Genomic DNA, 17,978 nt, shown 5'->3' with positions numbered 1-17,978 from the left:
AGCCGCGTAGGAGAATCCGGTGAAGCCTTCTTGACCGTTCGGTGAAAAATCGATGACAGCGCGTGAAATGGCCGGGGATAGTCCAAAGCAAAAAGGCCGGGCTTGCGCCCGGCCTTTCCGTAAAATGGATGCTGTAAGCGCTTGGCTTACATCATGCCGCCCATTCCGCCCATGCCGCCCATGTCGGGCATGCCGCCGCCGGCAGATTCCTTCTTCGGAAGTTCGGCGATCATGGCTTCGGTGGTGATCAGCAGGCCGGCGATCGAGGCCGCGTCCTGAAGGGCGGTGCGCACGACCTTGACCGGGTCGACGATGCCCATCTTGATCAGGTCGCCATATTCGCCGGTCTGGGCGTTGAAGCCGAAGGTCAGCGAATCCTGCTCGAGGATCTTGCCGACAACGATCGAGGCTTCGGCGCCAGCGTTGGTCGCGATCTGGCGGGCCGGAGCCTGCAGAGCGCGGCGAACGATGCTGATGCCGGCTTCCTGGTCGGCATTGACGCCGGAGGCCGACAGACCCTTGGAGGAGAGCAGCAGAGCGGTGCCGCCGCCGGGAACGATGCCTTCTTCGACGGCCGCGCGGGTCGCGTTGAGGGCGTCGTCGACGCGGTCCTTCTTCTCCTTCACCTCGACTTCGGTCGCACCGCCGACGCGGATGACGGCAACGCCGCCTGCGAGCTTGGCAAGGCGCTCCTGGAGCTTCTCGCGGTCGTAATCGGAAGAGGTCTCTTCGATCTGGGCCTTGATCTGGTTGACGCGGCCTTCGATCTCGGAAGCTTCACCGGCGCCGTCGACGATGGTGGTTTCTTCCTTGGTGATCGAAACCTTCTTGGCCGTGCCGAGCATGTCGAGCGAGACATTCTCGAGCTTGATGCCGAGGTCTTCGGAGATGACCTGGCCGCCCGTCAGGATGGCGATGTCTTCGAGCATGGCCTTGCGGCGATCGCCGAAGCCCGGAGCCTTGACGGCGGCGATCTTCAGGCCGCCACGCAGCTTGTTGACGACGAGCGTGGCCAGTGCCTCGCCTTCGACGTCTTCCGCGATGATGAGCAGCGGACGCGAGGACTGAACGACGGATTCGAGGATCGGCAGCATGGCCTGCAGGTTGGAGAGCTTCTTCTCGTGCAGCAGGATGTACGGATCTTCGAGATCGGCGATCATCTTTTCCGGATTGGTCACGAAGTAAGGCGACAGGTAGCCGCGGTCGAACTGCATGCCTTCGACGACTTCGAGTTCGGTCTCGGCGGTCTTGGCTTCTTCGACCGTGATCACACCTTCATTGCCGACTTTCTGCATCGCTTCCGCGATCATCGAGCCGATTTCGGACTCGCCGTTGGCGGAGATGGTGCCAACTTGGGCGACTTCCTCGGAGGTGTTGATCTTGGTGGCCTTCTTCTGAAGGTCGGCGACGACTTCGGCGACGGCGAGGTCGATGCCGCGCTTCAGGTCCATCGGGTTCATGCCGGCGGCAACGGCCTTGTGGCCTTCCTGAACGATCGACTGCGCCAGAACGGTCGCGGTCGTGGTGCCGTCACCGGCGATGTCGTTGGTCTTGGACGCCACTTCGCGCAGCATCTGCGCGCCCATGTTCTCGAACTTGTCTTCGAGTTCGATTTCCTTGGCGACCGATACGCCGTCCTTGGTAATGCGCGGTGCGCCGAAGGACTTGTCGATAACGACGTTGCGGCCTTTCGGGCCGAGCGTGACTTTCACGGCATCGGCGAGGATGTTCACGCCGTCCAGCATGCGCTCGCGCGCCGTGCGGCCGAATTTCACTTCTTTAGCGGACATATTCTATACTCCCGGGCAATCTGCCCATTCTGTCTGTCTTGAGAAAACGATCGGGAAAGCGGTTTAGCCGACGATACCCATGATGTCGGATTCCTTCATGATCAGGAGATCCTGGCCGTTCAGCTTGACTTCGGTGCCGGACCACTTTCCAAACAGGACGCGGTCGCCAGCCTTAACGTCGAGCGGCTGGACCTTGCCGTTTTCGTCACGGGCACCCGCACCGACGGAAACAACTTCGCCTTCCGACGGCTTTTCCTTGGCGCTATCCGGGATGATGATGCCGCCTGCGGTCTTCTCCTCGGATTCGACGCGACGCACGACAACACGGTCGTGCAGCGGACGGAAATTCACATCTGCCATTGACTTGAACCTTTGATACGTTGGCTTTGATTGTTCTGGCACTCACTCCTCATGAGTGCTAGCGAGCCGGAGATAGTGATGTGCTGCGCGGGTGTCAAGGTGCGCGGCGCCGCTGTTGGCGTTTCCGGAGCTAGCCGCCGCTCCCGACGGTCACGGTCACCGGGCGGTGAAAGGTTTCCGGCAGAACGGCGCCGCCAAGCGTCAATCGCGTCATTGCCGTGACACTGGCCGACATTCGGCCGTCATGCGTGCGCCGGAACCGTGGTGCCGATGTATATTGGCCTTCGGGAAGTTCAAGGGTGGATGCGTAAAGCTGGTTCGCGCGATCCGCGTCAAACCGGCCATCAGCCGACAGCGATGCCTCGACTGCTGCCGACAATGCGACGGACGCCTGTTTCGTTGTTCCCTCGATGCGAGGAACGTCGACTGCCAGTGCCAGCCCCATTATCACCGGAACGGCGACGAGGCTCATGGCCACGTTGAAATTGCCGCCGGCATGCTTCGCGAATTTCTCGCGTTTCACCATCATGGTGTATGCCCCTAACATTCCAGCGCAATTGCTGGCGGGGTCTCGATAACGCCTGAATGTTTATGGCCGGTGAAATCCGGTGGTTAAAATTGTTCCCAACCGGGATTTTCCAACCGAAAATCCGCCTCACTCGATGATGCGCAGTTTCGAAAGCTCCGCGCCAATCGTGCCGAAGGCGTTCTCCAGTTCGGTCTGGCTCGGTGCGTGGTAATACTTGCCGGGGTCGGAAGCGCAGTCCTGGAAGATCTGCTTGGTGCTCGAACTCGGGCTCGATCCGAAGGTCACCGTATAGATGATGACGTCCTGGCCCTTCGCGGTCGTGCACAGGGACTTCAGCCGCGTGTCGATGATGCCCTTGGCGTTGTTCGCATTGTTCGTTTCGAAGATCGCATTCGCCTGGCTTTCGCCGAGACGGCCATAGCCGGTGTAGTCCGACTTGCCCGGATGGGCCTCGTTCGGCCCGGCATCGCTCGGCAGATCGTAGAACAGGTTGTCGCCGTCGGTCATGATCATGATCGCCTTGCGCCAGCGCGGGCTGTCCCACAATGTCGCGCCGGTTTTCGGATCGAGTTCCGTGCTTTCGGTAAAGGGTTCTCCCGGAGAAAGCGTGCGAATGCCCCATGCCATGCCGATGTCGCCGAGCGTGCCGCCGCGGTTCCAGGCGGAAAGCGCATCGACGGCCGCATCGACATCCGCATAGGAATTGGTCAGCGGCAGGATCGGCGTCGGACAGCCGATATTGGGACCGGTGATACCATTGGAATTGTAGGAGCCGCCCGGATAGATCGTCGAGTCGTCGTCAAGGTCGTAATCGTTGTCGACCGACGGCTCCCAGAAGAACGGATACCACTTCTCGACGTCGGGACCGGTGTCGGCGATGGAGTTGGCGCCGCTGCGCTCCTTGACGCAGCCTTTCCACTTGTCCTTGTCGTCGGAACGCAGGCCATAGCTGTGCGTCCCGACGATGCTGTCCGCGATAGAGCCCACATTGACCGTCGACGCGTAGGGAACGATGGACACGCGCAGATCGGCCGGCTCGGCTTCGCCGTCGAAGATCGCATCGACCAGGATATCGGATGCGCTGCGCAGCGACGCGATCTTGCTGCCGCTCCACATCGAGCCGGTATTGTCGAGCACGAGACTGACGAGCAGGCCGCCGCCTGCGCGCTTGACCTTCGTGCGCACCGAAACCTGCACCTCGCTGACCTGCAGGATGGACATGAAGAGCGTCTGCATCGTCGCCGAACCATCGACCGTGATGACGTCGCCGGTAACCGCGGTGGAAACGGTGTCGAGCGACGCATCGGCGAGCGAGAAGTTGTTGGTGACGAATTTGCCGGCGAGCGCGTCGAGCGTCGGCTTGTCCTGGTAGACGGTGGCGACGGCAAGCGCCGCGGCGTCCACGGCCGATTGCAGGTGATAGCGCGTCAACAGGAAACGCGATCCGTCGATGGACAGGCCGACCGAGGCGAGCAGCGGGATCAGCAGAAGCGCGAAATTGACCGCCATCGCGCCGCGCCGGTTTTCGCGCATGGCCCGAAGGCGGGCGAACAGGCCCGTCGCGCGGTTCGCGGGATCGCTTGCTCTTTCTCTTTTCCTGTCGATCGCCATGGCGGTTGCTTTCACTGTGTGCCCGTCACTCGGGCGGGATGAAATCCCAGTTCTGGTCGTATTCGGAGATCGCACCGTCCATGGCGATGGCCCGCGTTTCGCGGGGACGGAACCATGCGGTCGAGGTGAGGGTGCGGCTGGTCGACGACCAGACGTAGTTGAACGGGCTGGAATAGCTCATCTTCGCCTCGAACCTGATGACGGTGTCGGCCGGCAGTCCCATGCCCGCCGCGCCTGAGGCGTCCGCCGTCAGCGTCGCGCCGCCGGCCGACCGCGTCCACAACAGGGTCGGCGTGTTGTCGGCCTTGAACCCGATGCTGGAGACATTGATTTCGAGGCTCTTGTTCGGATCGAACCCGACGATCATCTGGTCCGACGCGTTGAGTATGGTCGTGATCGACGAACTGGTAAGCGTCGGTTCGCGGGCAAGCAGGTCGCCCGATTGGTGGACGTAACGCAGGAACTGGTCCTCCGTGGCGTGCTCGACATAGACTTCGGCCAGGCCGAAGGCGAGCACCAGCATGATTGGCGACAACAGGATGAACTCCATCGCCGCAACGCCGCGCCGGTCGCTGCCGAAGCGGCGGAGAAGAGCTGCGATGCGATGTCCCCCAAGCCTGCTCATGACGCCCTCAGAACGGCTCGTTCTTGAAGATGGAAAAGCCGACCACGATCACCGGGTCGCCATCGGGTTGCAGGATGTCCGCGAGGAACGGCGTGTAGAAATTGTGGATGGCCGACGCCCGCATGGCCGTGATCTTCGCCGAGCCGCCCGGCTGAAAAATGAAATTGGTCGGCTTGCCGTTCGCGTCGAACTTCGCGTTCGGAAAAACGACGTCGGCGACCGTGTTGAAGTACCGCACGTCCAGATAGACCTCGGCGCAATTGAAGAAGAGTGAGGCGTCGGAGCAGACGCCGGCGTCGAAATCCTGTTTGGGATGCGCGCTTTTCTGCAGTTCGCCGGTTTGAATGTTGCGGCCGGCCTGATGCAGGACGAATTTCAGGTGGCTCTGCTTGTAGTAGTAGATCGAGGTTTCGATGATCGCGAAGATGAGCAACAGGAAAACGGGCGTGATCAGGCCGAATTCCAGTGCAGTCGCGGCGTGCGTGTTCGTCCGGTACCCGCGGATTGCCTGGCGGGCACGGCGTAAAGTTTGCGCAAAGCCTGAACGGCGTTTCACGCGCTTGATGTTCATCGGTCACGGCGTCCATTTACGGAGCCGTTTCTATCAGCGCTTGATTGGCGCCCGGTTCACGCGCCCGGGGTCATTTTCAACGGCGGATTTACCGCTCGTTAGCCATGGGTTTGCGCGCGAGAAGTCGAACGCCACGCGCGACGGCTTCCCTTTGGGCTGGAAAGGTTCTAATTCGGCCAGCGCGCGTGACGCAAACGGGATAGAACTTTTGGCCATTCGGGTACTGGACAAGCTGGCGGATATCACCGGCGAGTATGATGCGATTTTTTGCGACGTCTGGGGCGTGCTGCACAATGGCGTGCGGTCGTGGACGCCCGCATGGAAGGCGCTTGCGGCGGAACGCGAAAAGGGCAAGGCGGTCGTGCTGATCACCAACGCCCCGCGCCCGAAAGGGCCGGTCTCGGAACAACTCGCGACCCTCGGCGTGCCGGGGGAAGCCTATGACGACATCGTCACATCGGGCGATGTCACGCGGGCGCTGATCGGCGAGAACGCGCGGATGATCTTTCACATCGGCCCCGACCGCGACATGTCGCTCTATGACGGGCTCGACGTCGAGCCGGTCGAGGAGCGCGAGGCCGCGGCCGTTGTGTGCACCGGTTTCTTCGACGACGAAACGGAAACGCCGAAGGACTATCACGAGATGTTGCAGCGCCTCCGGGCCCGCAACCTGCCTTTCATCTGCGCCAATCCCGACATCGTCGTGGAGCGCGGTGACCGGCTGGTCTATTGCGCCGGCGCGCTGGCCAAGGATTTCGGCCTGATGGGCGGCCGCACACTGATCGCGGGCAAGCCGCACGCGCCGATTTATCGCGAGGCGATGGCCCGCGCCGCCGCTGCGCTGGGCCGTGAGGTCGAGCCGTCGCGGGTGCTCGCAATCGGCGACGGCATGACCACGGACGTCAAGGGCGCGATGGATTTCGGGTTGGACCTGCTGTTTATCTCCGACGGCATCCATGCGCGCGAATATGGCACGCCTGGCAATCCGGACCCGCAGCGCCTCGCCTACCATCTCAACGGTTTCGGCGCACACCCGGTCGCCACGATGACCAAACTGGCCTGAACGGAGCGGCATGTGACGTTTCGGTTCACCTCTTCGAAGGAGCTTCCGGCGGCGCTGCATGGCAGTGTCGTTGCGATCGGCAATTTTGACGGCGTCCATCGCGGTCATCAGTCCGTGCTCGAAACCGCGCTGGGCTTTGCCCGCGATCATGGCTGTCCCGCTCTCGTGCTGACCTTCGAGCCCCATCCACGGCAGCTTTTCCAGCCGGACCGGCCGCTGTTTCGCATCACGCCCGCGCCGATGAAGGCGGACATTTTGCGCGAACTGGGTTTCGACGGCGTGATCGAAATGCCGTTCACCAAGGAGTTCGCGCGGCTGACCGCCGACGAGTTCGTCGATGGCGTCTTGCTGGCGGATCTCGCCGTCCGCCAGGTCGTTACTGGTTTCGACTTCCATTTCGGGCGCAACCGCCAGGGCGGACCGGCCTTCCTGATGGAGGCGGGCGAGACACGCGGTTTCCACGTGACCCTGGTCGATGCCTACCGGGACGCAAACGCGGAAGTCGTCTCGTCGAGCCGGGTGCGCGAGAAGCTCCAGCAAGGCGATATTTCCGGTGCGAACGGACTTCTCGGCTACCATTACCGCATCGAGGCGGAGGTCGTGCGCGGCAAGCAATTGGGGCGCACGCTGGGCTATCCGACAGCCAATATGGTTCTGGCCGGCGACGCGGCGCTGCGACACGGCATATACGCCGTGCGCTTCATGCGCGGGGACGGACGCATTCATGACGGGGTCGCCAGTTTCGGCCGCCGCCCGACGGTTGAATCCGACGGCGAAGCGCTTCTCGAAACATTCGTGTTCGACTTCAACGAACAGATCTATGGCGAGACCTGCACGGTGGCTTTCTGCGCTTTCCTGCGCGGAGAGGAGAAGTTCGATACGATCGATGCGTTGACGGTCCAGATGAGAAAAGACGAGGAAGCCGCGCGCTCGATCCTCTCTGCTCTCGAGCCGATCGGCCCCCTCGACGCCGCCCTTACCTTCGACGCCCCGGAAAACTGATCATGGCGCGACGCACCATACTCGTGACCGGCGCGACGGACGGTATCGGCTTGGCGCTCGTGCGGCGGCTTGCCGGCCGTCATGACGTGATCGCGACCGGCCGCCGCGAACCGGGCAAGGTGCGCGACCTGTTTCCCGAAAGCGTGCATTATGTGCGCGCCGACCAGAGCGACCCGAAGGCTGCCGCGCAGGCGCTTGGCAGGGGGCTGCTGGAGCATAACGTGACGAAGCTCGATCACGTGGTGCTGAACGCGGCCACGGGCCATGCATCCGTTCCACAAGACGAGACACCGGACACGCTGCGCGACACGCTGGACGTCAATCTCGCCGGCACGCTGGCCATGGCGCATATCCTCTATTCGTGGCTCAGGCGCGGCAATGGCCAGCTGACGCTGATCGGGTCCACCGCGCGCAAGGGCGCGCCGCAATTCGCCTGCTACGCGGCCTCCAAGGCCGGACTGCACGGGCTGGCCCGGGCACTGGAAGAAGAATGGCGCGGAACGGTCCGCGTCGTGATTCTGCATCCCGGCCCGACCATGACCGGCATGCAGGAAAAGGTCGGCCTCAAGCTTGGCTGGGCGCACAAATGGTTCATCCGCCCGGACGACATGGCGGCGATGATCGAGGCTGCGATCCGTGCCGGAAAGACGCCGCGCACCCTTTCTTTTGTGCAATATCTGTCGGGCGCAGCGGTGCTGGGAAGGACGATCCGTTGACCGCGACCGGAAAAGCGCTGGTGACCGGCGGCAATGCCGGGCTCGGACGGGCGTTCTGCGCTGCCCTTTGCGACGAGGGCTACGCGGTAACGACTCTCGACCAGACCGCCCCCGACGGCTTTGTGCCCTGGACCCATCGCATGTGCGACCTGTCGGACCATGCGAAACTCGACGCAGCGATCGTCAATCTTGCCGCCGTGGGCCCATTCGACATCGTTGTGCTGAATGCCGGGATTTCCGCGACCGGGCGCTTCCAGGCGATTCCGCTCGACGCGCATCTGAAACTGCTGTCAGTCAACACCGAGGCGCCGCTGGTGCTGTGCGCCGGTCTTGCCGCGCGGGGCGCGCTGGCGCCGGGTGGCCGGGTGATCTTCGTTTCATCGCTTTCGCACTGGACCGGCTATCCGGGGGCCGCCAGCTATGCGGCATCCAAGGATGCGATCGCGGCCTATGCCAAATCGATCCGCAAACCGTTCCGCAAGGCGTTCGGCGTGCGCGTTTCATGCGCTTTTCCAGGCCCGCTGCGCACCCGGCATGCCGCCCGGCACGCACCGAAGGGCGCCAGCGCCGCACATCGCATGGAACCGGATTTGGCGGCGGGACTGATCCTGAAAAGCGCAAAGCGCGGTTTCGCGACGATCCTGCCCGGCAACCGGGCAAAGATGGCTGCGCTGGCCGGGTGGCTGTTGCCGCGCGCCGTCACGCGGTTCATGGGGCGGACGGTCTTTCGCAAGCTGGATCGCGAGGTGTGGTGATTTGGCTCTTTATTCGCGCCGGTGCTGTTGCTAAAAGCCGCGCCATGACCACGGCCCGTTTCGCCATCATCCGAATTATTGGCCCGGCCTGCCGCTGACACGCGCCGCAGGACCGGGAAGCCGCGCAATTTTTTCGCGCACCCCTAGCCTTTTTCCGCTAATGACCGCTGCAATCTCTCCGCGCAGCATGAAACGAATGCAAACGAATGACCGATTCCGCCGATAACCAGACGCTGGACTATTCCAAGACACTCAACCTGCCGCAGACCGATTTCCCGATGCGCGCCGGCCTCCCCAAGAAGGAGCCGGAACTCGTCGCGCGTTGGCAGGAAATGGACCTCTACAGGAAGCTGCGCGAGGACGCCAAAGACCGCCCGCGCTACGTGCTTCACGACGGCCCGCCCTATGCCAACGGCAACATCCATATCGGGCATGCGCTAAACAAGATCCTGAAGGACGTCATCACGCGCTCGTTCCAGATGCGCGGCTATGATTCCAACTACGTGCCGGGCTGGGACTGCCACGGCCTGCCGATCGAGTGGAAGATCGAGGAGCAGTATCGCGCCAAGGGCAAGAACAAGGACGAGGTGCCGGTCAATGAGTTCCGCAAGGAATGCCGAGACTTCGCCGACCACTGGATCAAGGTCCAGTCGGAGGAGTTCAAGCGCCTCGGTATCGAGGGCGACTTCGATAATCCCTATACGACGATGAATTTCCACGCGGAGAGCCGCATCGCCGGCGAACTGCTGAAATTCGCCATGTCCGGCCAGCTCTATCGCGGCTCGAAGCCGGTTATGTGGTCGGTCGTCGAGCGCACCGCGCTGGCCGAGGCCGAGGTCGAGTATCAGGAGTATGAGTCCGACACGATCTGGGTGAAGTTCCCGGTGATCGGCGTACACAACAAGTCGAAGCCGAACCAGGACGATATGATCCTGGAGGTGCCGACTTCGATCCTCATCTGGACGACGACGCCATGGACGATCCCCGGTAACCGCGCCATCGCCTACTCGTCCCGTATCGACTACGCCCTGTTTGAGATCACCGAGGCCGAAAACGATTTTGGACCGCAGCCAGGCGAGCGGATAATTGTCGCAAGGGCGTTGGCGCAATCTTGTGCGGACAAAGCCAAGGTGAAGCTGCAGGAAATTGCGCCGGTAAATCCGATAGAACTTGCGTCGTTTACATGCGCACATCCGCTGAAGGGCTACGGCGGCGGCTACGACTTCGATGTCCCCCTCATCGCTGGCGATCATGTCACCGACGATGCCGGTACGGGCTTTGTCCACACCGCGCCCGGCCACGGCCGCGAGGACTTTGACGCGTGGATGGACAATGCCCGCGATCTGGAAGCGCGCGGCATCTCGTCAGCCATCCCCTTCACGGTCGACGACGCCGGCTATTTCACCAAGGACGCGCCGGGCTTCGGGCCGGATCGCGAGGGCGGGCCGGCGCGCGTCATCGACGACAAGGGCAAGAAGGGCGACGCCAACAAGGCCGTCATCGAGGCGTTGATCGCCGCCGAGCGGCTGTTTGCGCGCGGCCGGCTGAAGCACACCTATCCGCATAGCTGGCGCTCCAAGAAGCCGGTGATCTTCCGCAATACGCCGCAATGGTTCGTCCACATGGACATGGATCTCGGCGACGACACGACGCTGCGCTCGCGCGCGCTGAAGGCGATCGACGACACCCGCTTCGTGCCGGCGGCCGGCCAGACGCGTCTGCGCGCCATGATCGAGGACCGGCCCGACTGGGTTCTGTCGCGCCAGCGCGCCTGGGGCGTGCCGATCTGCGTCTTCGCCGACGAGGACGGCAACGTGTTGAAGGACGAGGCGGTCAACGCCCGCATCCTCGAAGCCTTCGAGGAAGAGGGCGCCGACGCATGGTTCGCGGAGGGCGCCAAGGAGCGCTTCCTCGGCAACGAACACGATCCGGCGAAATGGACACAGGTCACCGACATTCTCGATGTCTGGTTCGATTCCGGCTCAACCCACGCCTTCACGCTTGAAGACCGTCCCGACCTGAAATGGCCGGCCGACGTCTATCTGGAAGGCTCCGATCAGCATCGCGGCTGGTTCCATTCCTCGCTGCTGGAAAGCTGCGGCACCCGCGGTCGCGCACCTTACGACACCGTCATCACCCATGGTTTCACCATGGCCGAGGACGGCAAGAAGATGTCGAAATCGCTCGGCAACAACGTCACGCCGCAAGACGTGATGAAGGATTCCGGCGCCGATATCCTGCGCCTCTGGGTGATGAACACCGACTACTGGGAAGACCAGCGCCTCGGCAAGGCGATCCTGCAGACGAATATCGACGCCTATCGCAAGATGCGCAACACGATCCGCTGGATGCTCGGCACGCTCGCCCACGACGAGGGCGAGAGCGTCGAATATGCCGACATGCCGGAACTGGAGAAATATATTCTGCATCGGCTCTGGGAGCTCGATAACGTCGTCAACAATGGCTACGAGGCCTTCGACTTCAAGAAGATCTCGCGCCAGGTCCACGACTTCATGGTGCTCGAACTGTCGGCCTTCTATTTCGACATCCGCAAGGACGCGCTCTACTGCGATGCGCCGTCGAGCAAGCGCCGCAAGGCCGCGTTGCAGGTCGTCCATCATATCTTCGACCGGGTGGTGACCTGGCTTGCGCCGATGTTGCCTTTCACGATGGAGGAAGCGTGGCTGTCGCGCTATCCCGACGCCGTGTCGGTGCATTTGGAGCAGTTCCGCAAATGCCCGCCGGAATGGCGTAATGACGATCTTGCATCCAAGTGGAAGAAGGTTCGCCAGGTGCGCCGGACGGTAACCGGCGCGCTGGAGATCGAGCGAAAGGAAAAGCGCATCGGCTCCTCTCTCGAAGCCGCACCTTTCGTCCATGTGACCGACGATGCGCTGCGCGCGGCGATCGAGGATGTCGACATGGCCGAAATCAGCATCACGTCCGGCATCTCGGTTTCGCCGAAGCCGGGTCCGGACGAGGCTTTCACGATTCCCGAGGTTCCGGGGGTCGCGGTGGTTCCCGCGCTTGCCAAGGGCACGAAATGCGCCCGTTCATGGCGCGTGACGCAGGATGTCGGCTCCGACCCGGAATTCCCGGATGTGTCGGCGCGCGATGCGGCGGCGCTGCAGGAGCTCAAGGCGCTCGGAAAGCTGTGACGTGCATTGGCGATGGGTGTGGCCGAAGGGCCGCACTCATTGCCGATTTCGTTGTTTTTCGGTAGACCACCATCAATTCGCCGGATTTACCGGTCAGCGCGGAAGCTGAATTCGACGAGACGCTTTCGACCAGGGGAATGGCAGAGCAGTGATGACAGACAGGAAATACCCTGTGCGGATAGCCGCCTTTGGAACGCTTGGAGCGGGAGTTATTGCGCTTACGGGCTGCATGGGACCGACCTACGGGACCGACAAACCGGCGACTGCGCAGTTTCTCGACGACCTTTCCAGTTCGGTGAAGCTGAGCCGTGGCCAGCGCACCGTGATCGACTACAAGCCGCGTCCCGGCCTCGTCGAGCCGACCGACGCCTCGACCCTTCCGCCGCCTCAGACGAATATCGCCGAAGCATCGCCAGAATGGCCGGAATCGCCGGAAGAACGTCTTGCACGGATCCGCAAGGAAGTGGACGAGGGACGGTATCTGCCGAACCTTTCCAATACGAACGACCCGGACAAGCCGCTGCAGACCAATGTTCACCAGCGCGCCGCCGGCGCGCAGCGCGTCTATCTGACCGATCCGCCGTCGGAATACCGCCAGCCGGCGGAAACCGCGCCTTACGGTGAACTCGGCGAAACCGAGGCGACCAAGGAGCGTCGCCGCAAGAAGGCTGCGAAGGCCGGCGAAAACGGTGGCGGATGGCGCCGGTTCGTTCCCTGGCTCTAGGGGCCTAGCCGCGCCTTGCGGCAAAAAAGGATTTGAGCAGCCGCGACGCCTCGCCGTCTCCGATGTGCGGATAGATATCAGGCGCATGGTGGCAGGTCGGGCTTGAAAAGAAGCGCACTCCGGAAATCACGGCACCGCCCTTCGCGTCCTCGGCAGCGAAATAAAGTCGACGGATGCGCGCAAACGAAATGGCGGCGGCACACATCGTGCAGGGCTCGAGCGTCACGTAGAGATCGCAGCCCTCGAGCCGCTCCTGTTCGAGATTTCCGCAGGCCTCGCGTAGGGCCAGCAGTTCCGCGTGAGCCGTCGGATCGTTGAATTCGCGGGTCCGGTTTCCCGCCGAACCGACGACCGCTGCGTCGCGAACCACGACAGCGCCCACCGGCACTTCACCGCGCTCGCCGGCCGCGACGGCCTCGCGAATCGCCAGTTCCATGAAGCTCGGGGATTTCGCTCCCGCCGGTGTCTCGGACACAATTTCTCTCGCAACTCCGGCCCCTGCCTGATAGGGAGCCGTCGAACGAAGGCAAACAGCAAATGACGAATGAAGACAAGCCCCGCGGCCGTTCCGGAAAACCCGGCCCGGGTGGTGGCCCCCGAAGCGGAAAGCCCGGAGCGAAAGGCGATGCCGGCAAAACCGGCGCGCCGCGCTCGCGCGGCTTCAAGGATCGGACCGGCCAGGACGGCGGAGCCGGCGAGGGCAAAAGGGACGGCTTGCGGTCTCGCGGGTTCAAGGATGGGCCCGGCGGCGGCAAACCGGCCGGCAAGTCGCGCGGCTTCAAAGATCGCCCGGACGGCACCGCGCCTTCGCGCGCTGGCGGCGATCGCCCGCGCCCCTTCCGGGAGCGGCCTCGCCCCGACGGCGACGGCAAGCCGCGTGGATTTTCAAAGAGAGACGACCGTGATCGGCCCCCGCGCCGGGAGCATGCCGCGGGAGAGGGCACGGAGCGTCACGACGACCGCGCGCCGGAGGCAGACGTGCCGGCGGAGGCCGAACCCGAACGGATTGCGAAATATCTCGCACGCGCCGGCGTCGCCTCGCGCCGGGATGCCGAGCGCATCATCGAATCCGGCCGCGTCACGCTGAACGGGACAAAGCTGGTCTCACCGGCGGTAAACGTCAACCCCAACGACGTTATTCTCCTCGATGGCGAGCCTATCCCGGAGATCGAGCGCACGCGGCTCTGGCTCTATCACAAACCGGCCGGTCTCGTGACGACCAACCGCGATCCGGAAGGCCGCCCGACCGTTTTCGAGAACCTGCCGAAAGACATGCCGCGCGTTCTTTCGGTCGGCCGTCTCGACATCAACACCGAGGGGCTGCTGCTGCTCACAAACGATGGCGGCCTGTCGCGCATGCTCGAATTGCCGCAGACCGGCTGGCTGCGCCGCTACCGTGTACGCGCGCATGGCAAGGTCGATCAGAAGCGGCTCGATGAACTCAAGAACGGCATCGCAGTCGATGGCGTTTTCTACGGCGCGGTCGAGGCCGAACTCGAGCGCGAGCAAGGCTCCAATGTCTGGCTGACCGTCGGTCTGCGCGAGGGAAAGAACCGCGAGGTCAAGAACATCCTCGGCGCGCTCGGTCTCGACGTGAACCGCCTGATCCGCATTTCTTTCGGACCGTTCCAGCTCGGCGATCTGCCGGAAGGTGCGGTGATGGAAATTCGGGGACGCACGCTGCGCGACCAGTTGGGCGACCGGCTGATCGCCGATGCCGGGGCCAATTTCGACGCACCGGTGCGCAAGCCGTTCTCCAACAAGCCCGTTCGCGACGATGAGGGCGAGACACGGCTTGTGAAAGTGAAGAAGCGCGGCGATTGGGTCAGCGCGGATCCGGAGAGCGGCAAACCGCGTCGCGGCAAGGGCATGGGACGCGACGAGGCCCTGTCGCGCCTGGAGACCAGCCGGCCGCAGCGTGGCAAGGGACCATCCTCGCCGCGCGGTGAAACCGACAAGCAACGCCACGGGCGGGCATCCAATGTCTGGATGGCGCCGGGCGCGCGTCCGCAGGGACGCAAGGCAAAGCCGGAACAAGGCGGAGCACCTGAAACAAAGCGAACCGGTGGTCCGGAGCGGCGGGGCGACAAATCGCCTGCGTCCGGAAAACCGGGCGCGGGCGGTCGGCCTTCATCCGGTGCCGGTCCGCGCCGGCCGGGAAAGCCGCGCGGTCCGGGGAAATAGACCGCGATGCGGATCGTCGGTGGGAACTTTCGCGGCCGGGCGCTCGCCTCTCCGAAGGCGGGGTCGGCCTCGATCCGGCCGACGACGGACCGCACCCGCGAAAGCCTTTTCAACATCATCACGCATGGCTGGCCGGAGAAACTGGACGAGACCCGCATTCTCGACCTCTTCGCCGGCACCGGCGCGGTCGGTTTCGAGGCCCTGTCGCGCGGCGCCGCCACGGCTCTTTTCATCGAGCAATCGGCGGAAGGGCGCGGCCTTATCCGTGCCAATATCGAGGCGTTGGGTTTGCAGGGACGCACGAAGCTGTTTCGAAGGGACGCGACGCGAATGGGCGAGATCGGCACGATGGAGCCTTTCGATTTCGTTTTCGCCGACCCGCCCTACGGCAAGGGGCTGGCCGAACGCGCGCTCGCTTCCCTGCATGATGGCGGTTGGCTGAAGCCGGGCGCGCTGGTGGTGGTGGAGGAAGCGGCGAACGCCGTTTTCACCGCGCCACAAGGCTTTTCCCTTGCCGATACGCGCGATTTCGGCGACACCCGTATGTATTTCATGGTTGGCGAAAGCGATGAAGAAACCGGCTAGCAACGACCAGATGCCCGAGAGGCGCGCCTCCGGCGATCCGACGGTCGCGATTGCATTTGGCGGGGGCGGCGCGCGGGGCTTGGCTCATATCCATGTCATTCGCGCGCTTGACGAGATGGGCATTCGGCCGGTCGCGATCAGCGGCGCGTCGATCGGCGCGATCATGGGCGCGGCCATGTCGAGCGGGATGTCCGGCGACGACATCAAGGAATATGCGCTCGGCATGTTGACCAGCCGCGCCGATGTTCTGGCGCGCATCTGGCGGCTGCGCCCCGCCAGTCTTTCCGACATGGTCGATCGCGGTTTCCGGATCGGCCAGTTCGACGTCCAGCGTATCGTCCAGAACTTCATGCCCGAAACCATCCCACATGATTTCGCAGCGCTCGGCATTCCTCTTTCGGTGATCGCGACCGATTATTACGGCCATCACGAGACGGTCTTCGCAGAGGGCGAATTGTGGTCGGCGCTGGCCGCTTCGGCGGCGATACCCGCGCTGTTTCGCCCGGTGCGCCGGGACGGCCGCATTTTCATCGATGGCGGCATCTTCAACCCGCTTCCCTACGATCATATCCTTGGCAAGGCCGACATCGTGGTCGGGATCGATGTCGTCGGCACGCCCCGCGGCGACCCCCGCCGTGTGCCCAAGCCGATCGACAGTCTCTACGGCACGTCGCAGCTCATGATGCGGTCGATCCTGAAGCTCAAATTGAAGCTGCAACCGCCGGACGTCTTCATACAGCCGCCCGTTTCCGATTACCGTGTCATGGATTTCCTCAAGGCGAAGCAGATCATCGGCGCGACCGCGCCTGTTCAGGACGAGGTCAAGCGCAAGCTCGAAAGCGCCATGGAGGCCATCGCCAAAGAAACGGCCTGATCAGCCGAGCGTCGCCGCCTTGCCGGTGGAGAACGGCGAATTCGCGGTTGGCGGCGGTCCGGGCAGCCGGTCGTGGCCGGGCCCGTCTCGATCCTCGATGGACGCGACGACCCTGAAACACAGGAAGACCGACGCGATGCCGAAAACGACCGCGCCAAGCGCCCACCCGGCGATGACGCCGGTCGCGCCGTACCAGTGCGCGCCGAGCCAGACAAAGGGTATGACGCCCAATGTCGAGCGCCCCCAGTTGAGGATCGTCGAATAGAAGGGGAAACCGAGATTGTTGAACGCCGCATTGGCGACGAAGAGTGCGCCGTTGAACAGGAAGCTCGCGCTGGCGAAGAGGCAGAAAAAGACAACCAGATCGTATGCCTCGCCCTCCGCGCGGAAAATCCCGGCGATGTCGCCGGCGAACAACGCCAGCAGGCCCCAGACGACGAGGACATAGAGCGTCGTGAAGATCAGCGCGTCGCGCATGGTCTCGAATAGGCGATGATAGAGCTTCGCACCGTAATTCTGACCGAGAATCGGCCCGACCGCGCCCGACAGCGAAAAGATCACGCCAAAGGCCACCGGGATAAGCCGCCCGATGATTGCCCAGCCGGCGACGGCGCCGTCGCCGAAGGCGGCGATCTGCGCCGTCACATAGGCATTGCCGACCGGTGTGGCGATTTGCGTCATCACCGCCGGCCCGCCGATCGCGAAGAAGGGCCGGAATGCCGCGCCGAGCGCGGCGATGTCCGGCATCCTGACCAGCCGGTGGACGATCGCCGCGCCGTGCAGCCCGACCAGGAGAAGGGCGAGGCGCGACAGGAGCGTCGATACGGCAGCGCCGGTGATACCGAGATCGAAACCGAAAATCAGGATCGGATCGAGGATAGCCGCCGCGACCCCGCCGGCCAGCGTGACATACATCGCGCGCCGGGCATCGCCGACGCCGCGCAAGATGCCGGTCGTGCACATGCCGACCGCCACGAGCGGCGTGGAGGGAAACACGATGCGCAGGAAACCGTCGGCGAGCTGTTTCGTCTCGCCGCGCGCCCCTAGCATGCCCAGCAGTTCCGGAATGAATATCCAGGCAAGCGCGGCGATCGCCGTCATTGCTATGGCCATGTAGACGATCGCGGCGCCGCCGGATTTCGCGGCCTGCTCGCGATCGCCCGCTCCCAGAGCCCGCGAGACCAAAGCGCCCGTCGCGATCGTGAAGCCGATGGCCACCGAGACGGTGAAGAACATCAACGTCCCCGCATAGCCGATGGCCGCCGCCAACTCGGCCTGGCCGAGCAGTGAGATGTAGAACAGGTTGAGCGCATCGACGGCAAAGACCGCGATCAGGCCGACGGAACCCGTCAGGGTCATCGTAACGACATGGCCCATCGTCGGGCCGGTCGTAAATTTGGCCCTGTCTTCGCCGGAAGCTGCCATGGGAAA

Annotated in this window: 17 protein-coding genes; 9 read left to right on the top strand and 8 right to left on the bottom strand. The window is 63.5% G+C overall.

From position 1 onward, the window contains the following. Window positions 1-146 precede the first annotated feature (146 nt). From groL to ACQK2M_RS21490, 6 genes are all read right to left on the bottom strand, one after another. Window positions 147-1,790 (bottom strand): chaperonin GroEL, encoded by a 1,644-nt coding sequence (gene groL / locus ACQK2M_RS21515; RefSeq protein WP_425419494.1) that lies wholly within the window; start codon window positions 1,788-1,790, stop codon window positions 147-149. Window positions 1,791-1,853: 63 nt separating this feature from the next. Next, window positions 1,854-2,150 (bottom strand): co-chaperone GroES, encoded by a 297-nt coding sequence (gene groES / locus ACQK2M_RS21510; RefSeq protein WP_223476260.1) that lies wholly within the window; start codon window positions 2,148-2,150, stop codon window positions 1,854-1,856. A gap of 130 nt (window positions 2,151-2,280) precedes the next feature. Next, window positions 2,281-2,679: a hypothetical protein gene (locus tag ACQK2M_RS21505; RefSeq protein ID WP_425419493.1), complete on the bottom strand. Its 399-nt coding sequence runs from the start codon at window positions 2,677-2,679 to the stop codon at window positions 2,281-2,283. A gap of 126 nt (window positions 2,680-2,805) precedes the next feature. Beyond that, the gene (locus tag ACQK2M_RS21500; RefSeq protein ID WP_425419492.1) at window positions 2,806-4,305 is read right to left on the bottom strand and encodes a pilus assembly protein TadG-related protein; all 1,500 of its coding nucleotides are present in this window, start codon (window positions 4,303-4,305) and stop codon (window positions 2,806-2,808) included. A gap of 10 nt (window positions 4,306-4,315) precedes the next feature. Next, a complete protein-coding gene (locus ACQK2M_RS21495) occupies window positions 4,316-4,915 on the bottom strand; it encodes a TadE/TadG family type IV pilus assembly protein (RefSeq protein WP_425419491.1) in 600 nt (199 codons plus the stop codon). Window positions 4,916-4,922: 7 nt separating this feature from the next. Beyond that, the gene (locus ACQK2M_RS21490) at window positions 4,923-5,486 is read right to left on the bottom strand and encodes a TadE/TadG family type IV pilus assembly protein (RefSeq protein ID WP_425419490.1); all 564 of its coding nucleotides are present in this window, start codon (window positions 5,484-5,486) and stop codon (window positions 4,923-4,925) included. 208 nt (window positions 5,487-5,694) lie between these two features. On the opposite strand from ACQK2M_RS21490, the gene ACQK2M_RS21485 reads away from it, so the two are divergent. From ACQK2M_RS21485 to ACQK2M_RS21460, 6 genes are all read left to right on the top strand, one after another. Next, the gene (locus ACQK2M_RS21485; protein WP_425419489.1) at window positions 5,695-6,549 is read left to right on the top strand and encodes a TIGR01459 family HAD-type hydrolase; all 855 of its coding nucleotides are present in this window, start codon (window positions 5,695-5,697) and stop codon (window positions 6,547-6,549) included. A gap of 12 nt (window positions 6,550-6,561) precedes the next feature. Then, a complete protein-coding gene (locus tag ACQK2M_RS21480; protein ID WP_425419488.1) occupies window positions 6,562-7,551 on the top strand; it encodes a bifunctional riboflavin kinase/FAD synthetase in 990 nt (329 codons plus the stop codon). A 2-nt stretch (window positions 7,552-7,553) separates the two neighbouring features. Next, window positions 7,554-8,267, top strand: a complete 714-nt coding sequence (locus tag ACQK2M_RS21475; RefSeq protein ID WP_425419487.1) for an SDR family NAD(P)-dependent oxidoreductase — start codon at window positions 7,554-7,556, stop codon at window positions 8,265-8,267. Then, window positions 8,264-9,022, top strand: coding sequence for an SDR family NAD(P)-dependent oxidoreductase (locus ACQK2M_RS21470; protein WP_425419486.1), 759 nt, complete (start codon window positions 8,264-8,266; stop codon window positions 9,020-9,022). Before ACQK2M_RS21475 ends, ACQK2M_RS21470 begins: the two co-directional genes overlap by 4 nt. 206 nt (window positions 9,023-9,228) lie before the next feature. Continuing rightward, complete coding sequence (gene ileS, locus ACQK2M_RS21465) at window positions 9,229-12,180, top strand: isoleucine--tRNA ligase (protein ID WP_425419485.1); 2,952 nt, start codon at window positions 9,229-9,231, stop codon at window positions 12,178-12,180. 151 nt (window positions 12,181-12,331) lie between these two features. Then, entirely contained in the window at window positions 12,332-12,904 is a 573-nt protein-coding gene (locus tag ACQK2M_RS21460) for a hypothetical protein (protein WP_425419484.1), read from the top strand. A 4-nt stretch (window positions 12,905-12,908) separates the two neighbouring features. Here the strand turns inward: ACQK2M_RS21460 and ACQK2M_RS21455 are convergent, their stop codons facing one another. After that, window positions 12,909-13,340: a nucleoside deaminase gene (locus ACQK2M_RS21455; protein WP_425420109.1), complete on the bottom strand. Its 432-nt coding sequence runs from the start codon at window positions 13,338-13,340 to the stop codon at window positions 12,909-12,911. 101 nt (window positions 13,341-13,441) lie between these two features. Here ACQK2M_RS21455 and ACQK2M_RS21450 point away from each other — a divergent pair, with 101 nt between their 5' ends. Genes ACQK2M_RS21450 through ACQK2M_RS21440 form a run of 3 tightly spaced genes read left to right on the top strand, consistent with a single transcriptional unit; the run spans window position 13,442 to window position 16,547 of the window. Then, window positions 13,442-15,088 (top strand): pseudouridine synthase, encoded by a 1,647-nt coding sequence (locus ACQK2M_RS21450; protein WP_425419483.1) that lies wholly within the window; start codon window positions 13,442-13,444, stop codon window positions 15,086-15,088. Between the two features lie 6 nt (window positions 15,089-15,094). Next, window positions 15,095-15,673, top strand: a complete 579-nt coding sequence (rsmD, locus tag ACQK2M_RS21445) for a 16S rRNA (guanine(966)-N(2))-methyltransferase RsmD (protein ID WP_425419482.1) — start codon at window positions 15,095-15,097, stop codon at window positions 15,671-15,673. Continuing rightward, window positions 15,657-16,547 carry a patatin-like phospholipase family protein gene (locus tag ACQK2M_RS21440; RefSeq protein ID WP_425419481.1) on the top strand — a complete coding sequence of 297 codons (891 nt, stop codon included), beginning with the start codon at window positions 15,657-15,659 and terminating at the stop codon, window positions 16,545-16,547. Before rsmD ends, ACQK2M_RS21440 begins: the two co-directional genes overlap by 17 nt. Here the strand turns inward: ACQK2M_RS21440 and ACQK2M_RS21435 are convergent, their stop codons facing one another. Continuing rightward, window positions 16,548-17,972 carry an MATE family efflux transporter gene (locus ACQK2M_RS21435; protein ID WP_425419480.1) on the bottom strand — a complete coding sequence of 475 codons (1,425 nt, stop codon included), beginning with the start codon at window positions 17,970-17,972 and terminating at the stop codon, window positions 16,548-16,550. Between the last annotated feature and the right edge of the window lie 6 nt (window positions 17,973-17,978).

The organism is Oricola indica, from assembly GCF_965227485.1.
GTDB classification, from domain to species: domain Bacteria; phylum Pseudomonadota; class Alphaproteobacteria; order Rhizobiales; family Rhizobiaceae; genus Oricola; species Oricola indica.
This window is presented reverse-complemented; position numbering and strand designations above follow the sequence as displayed.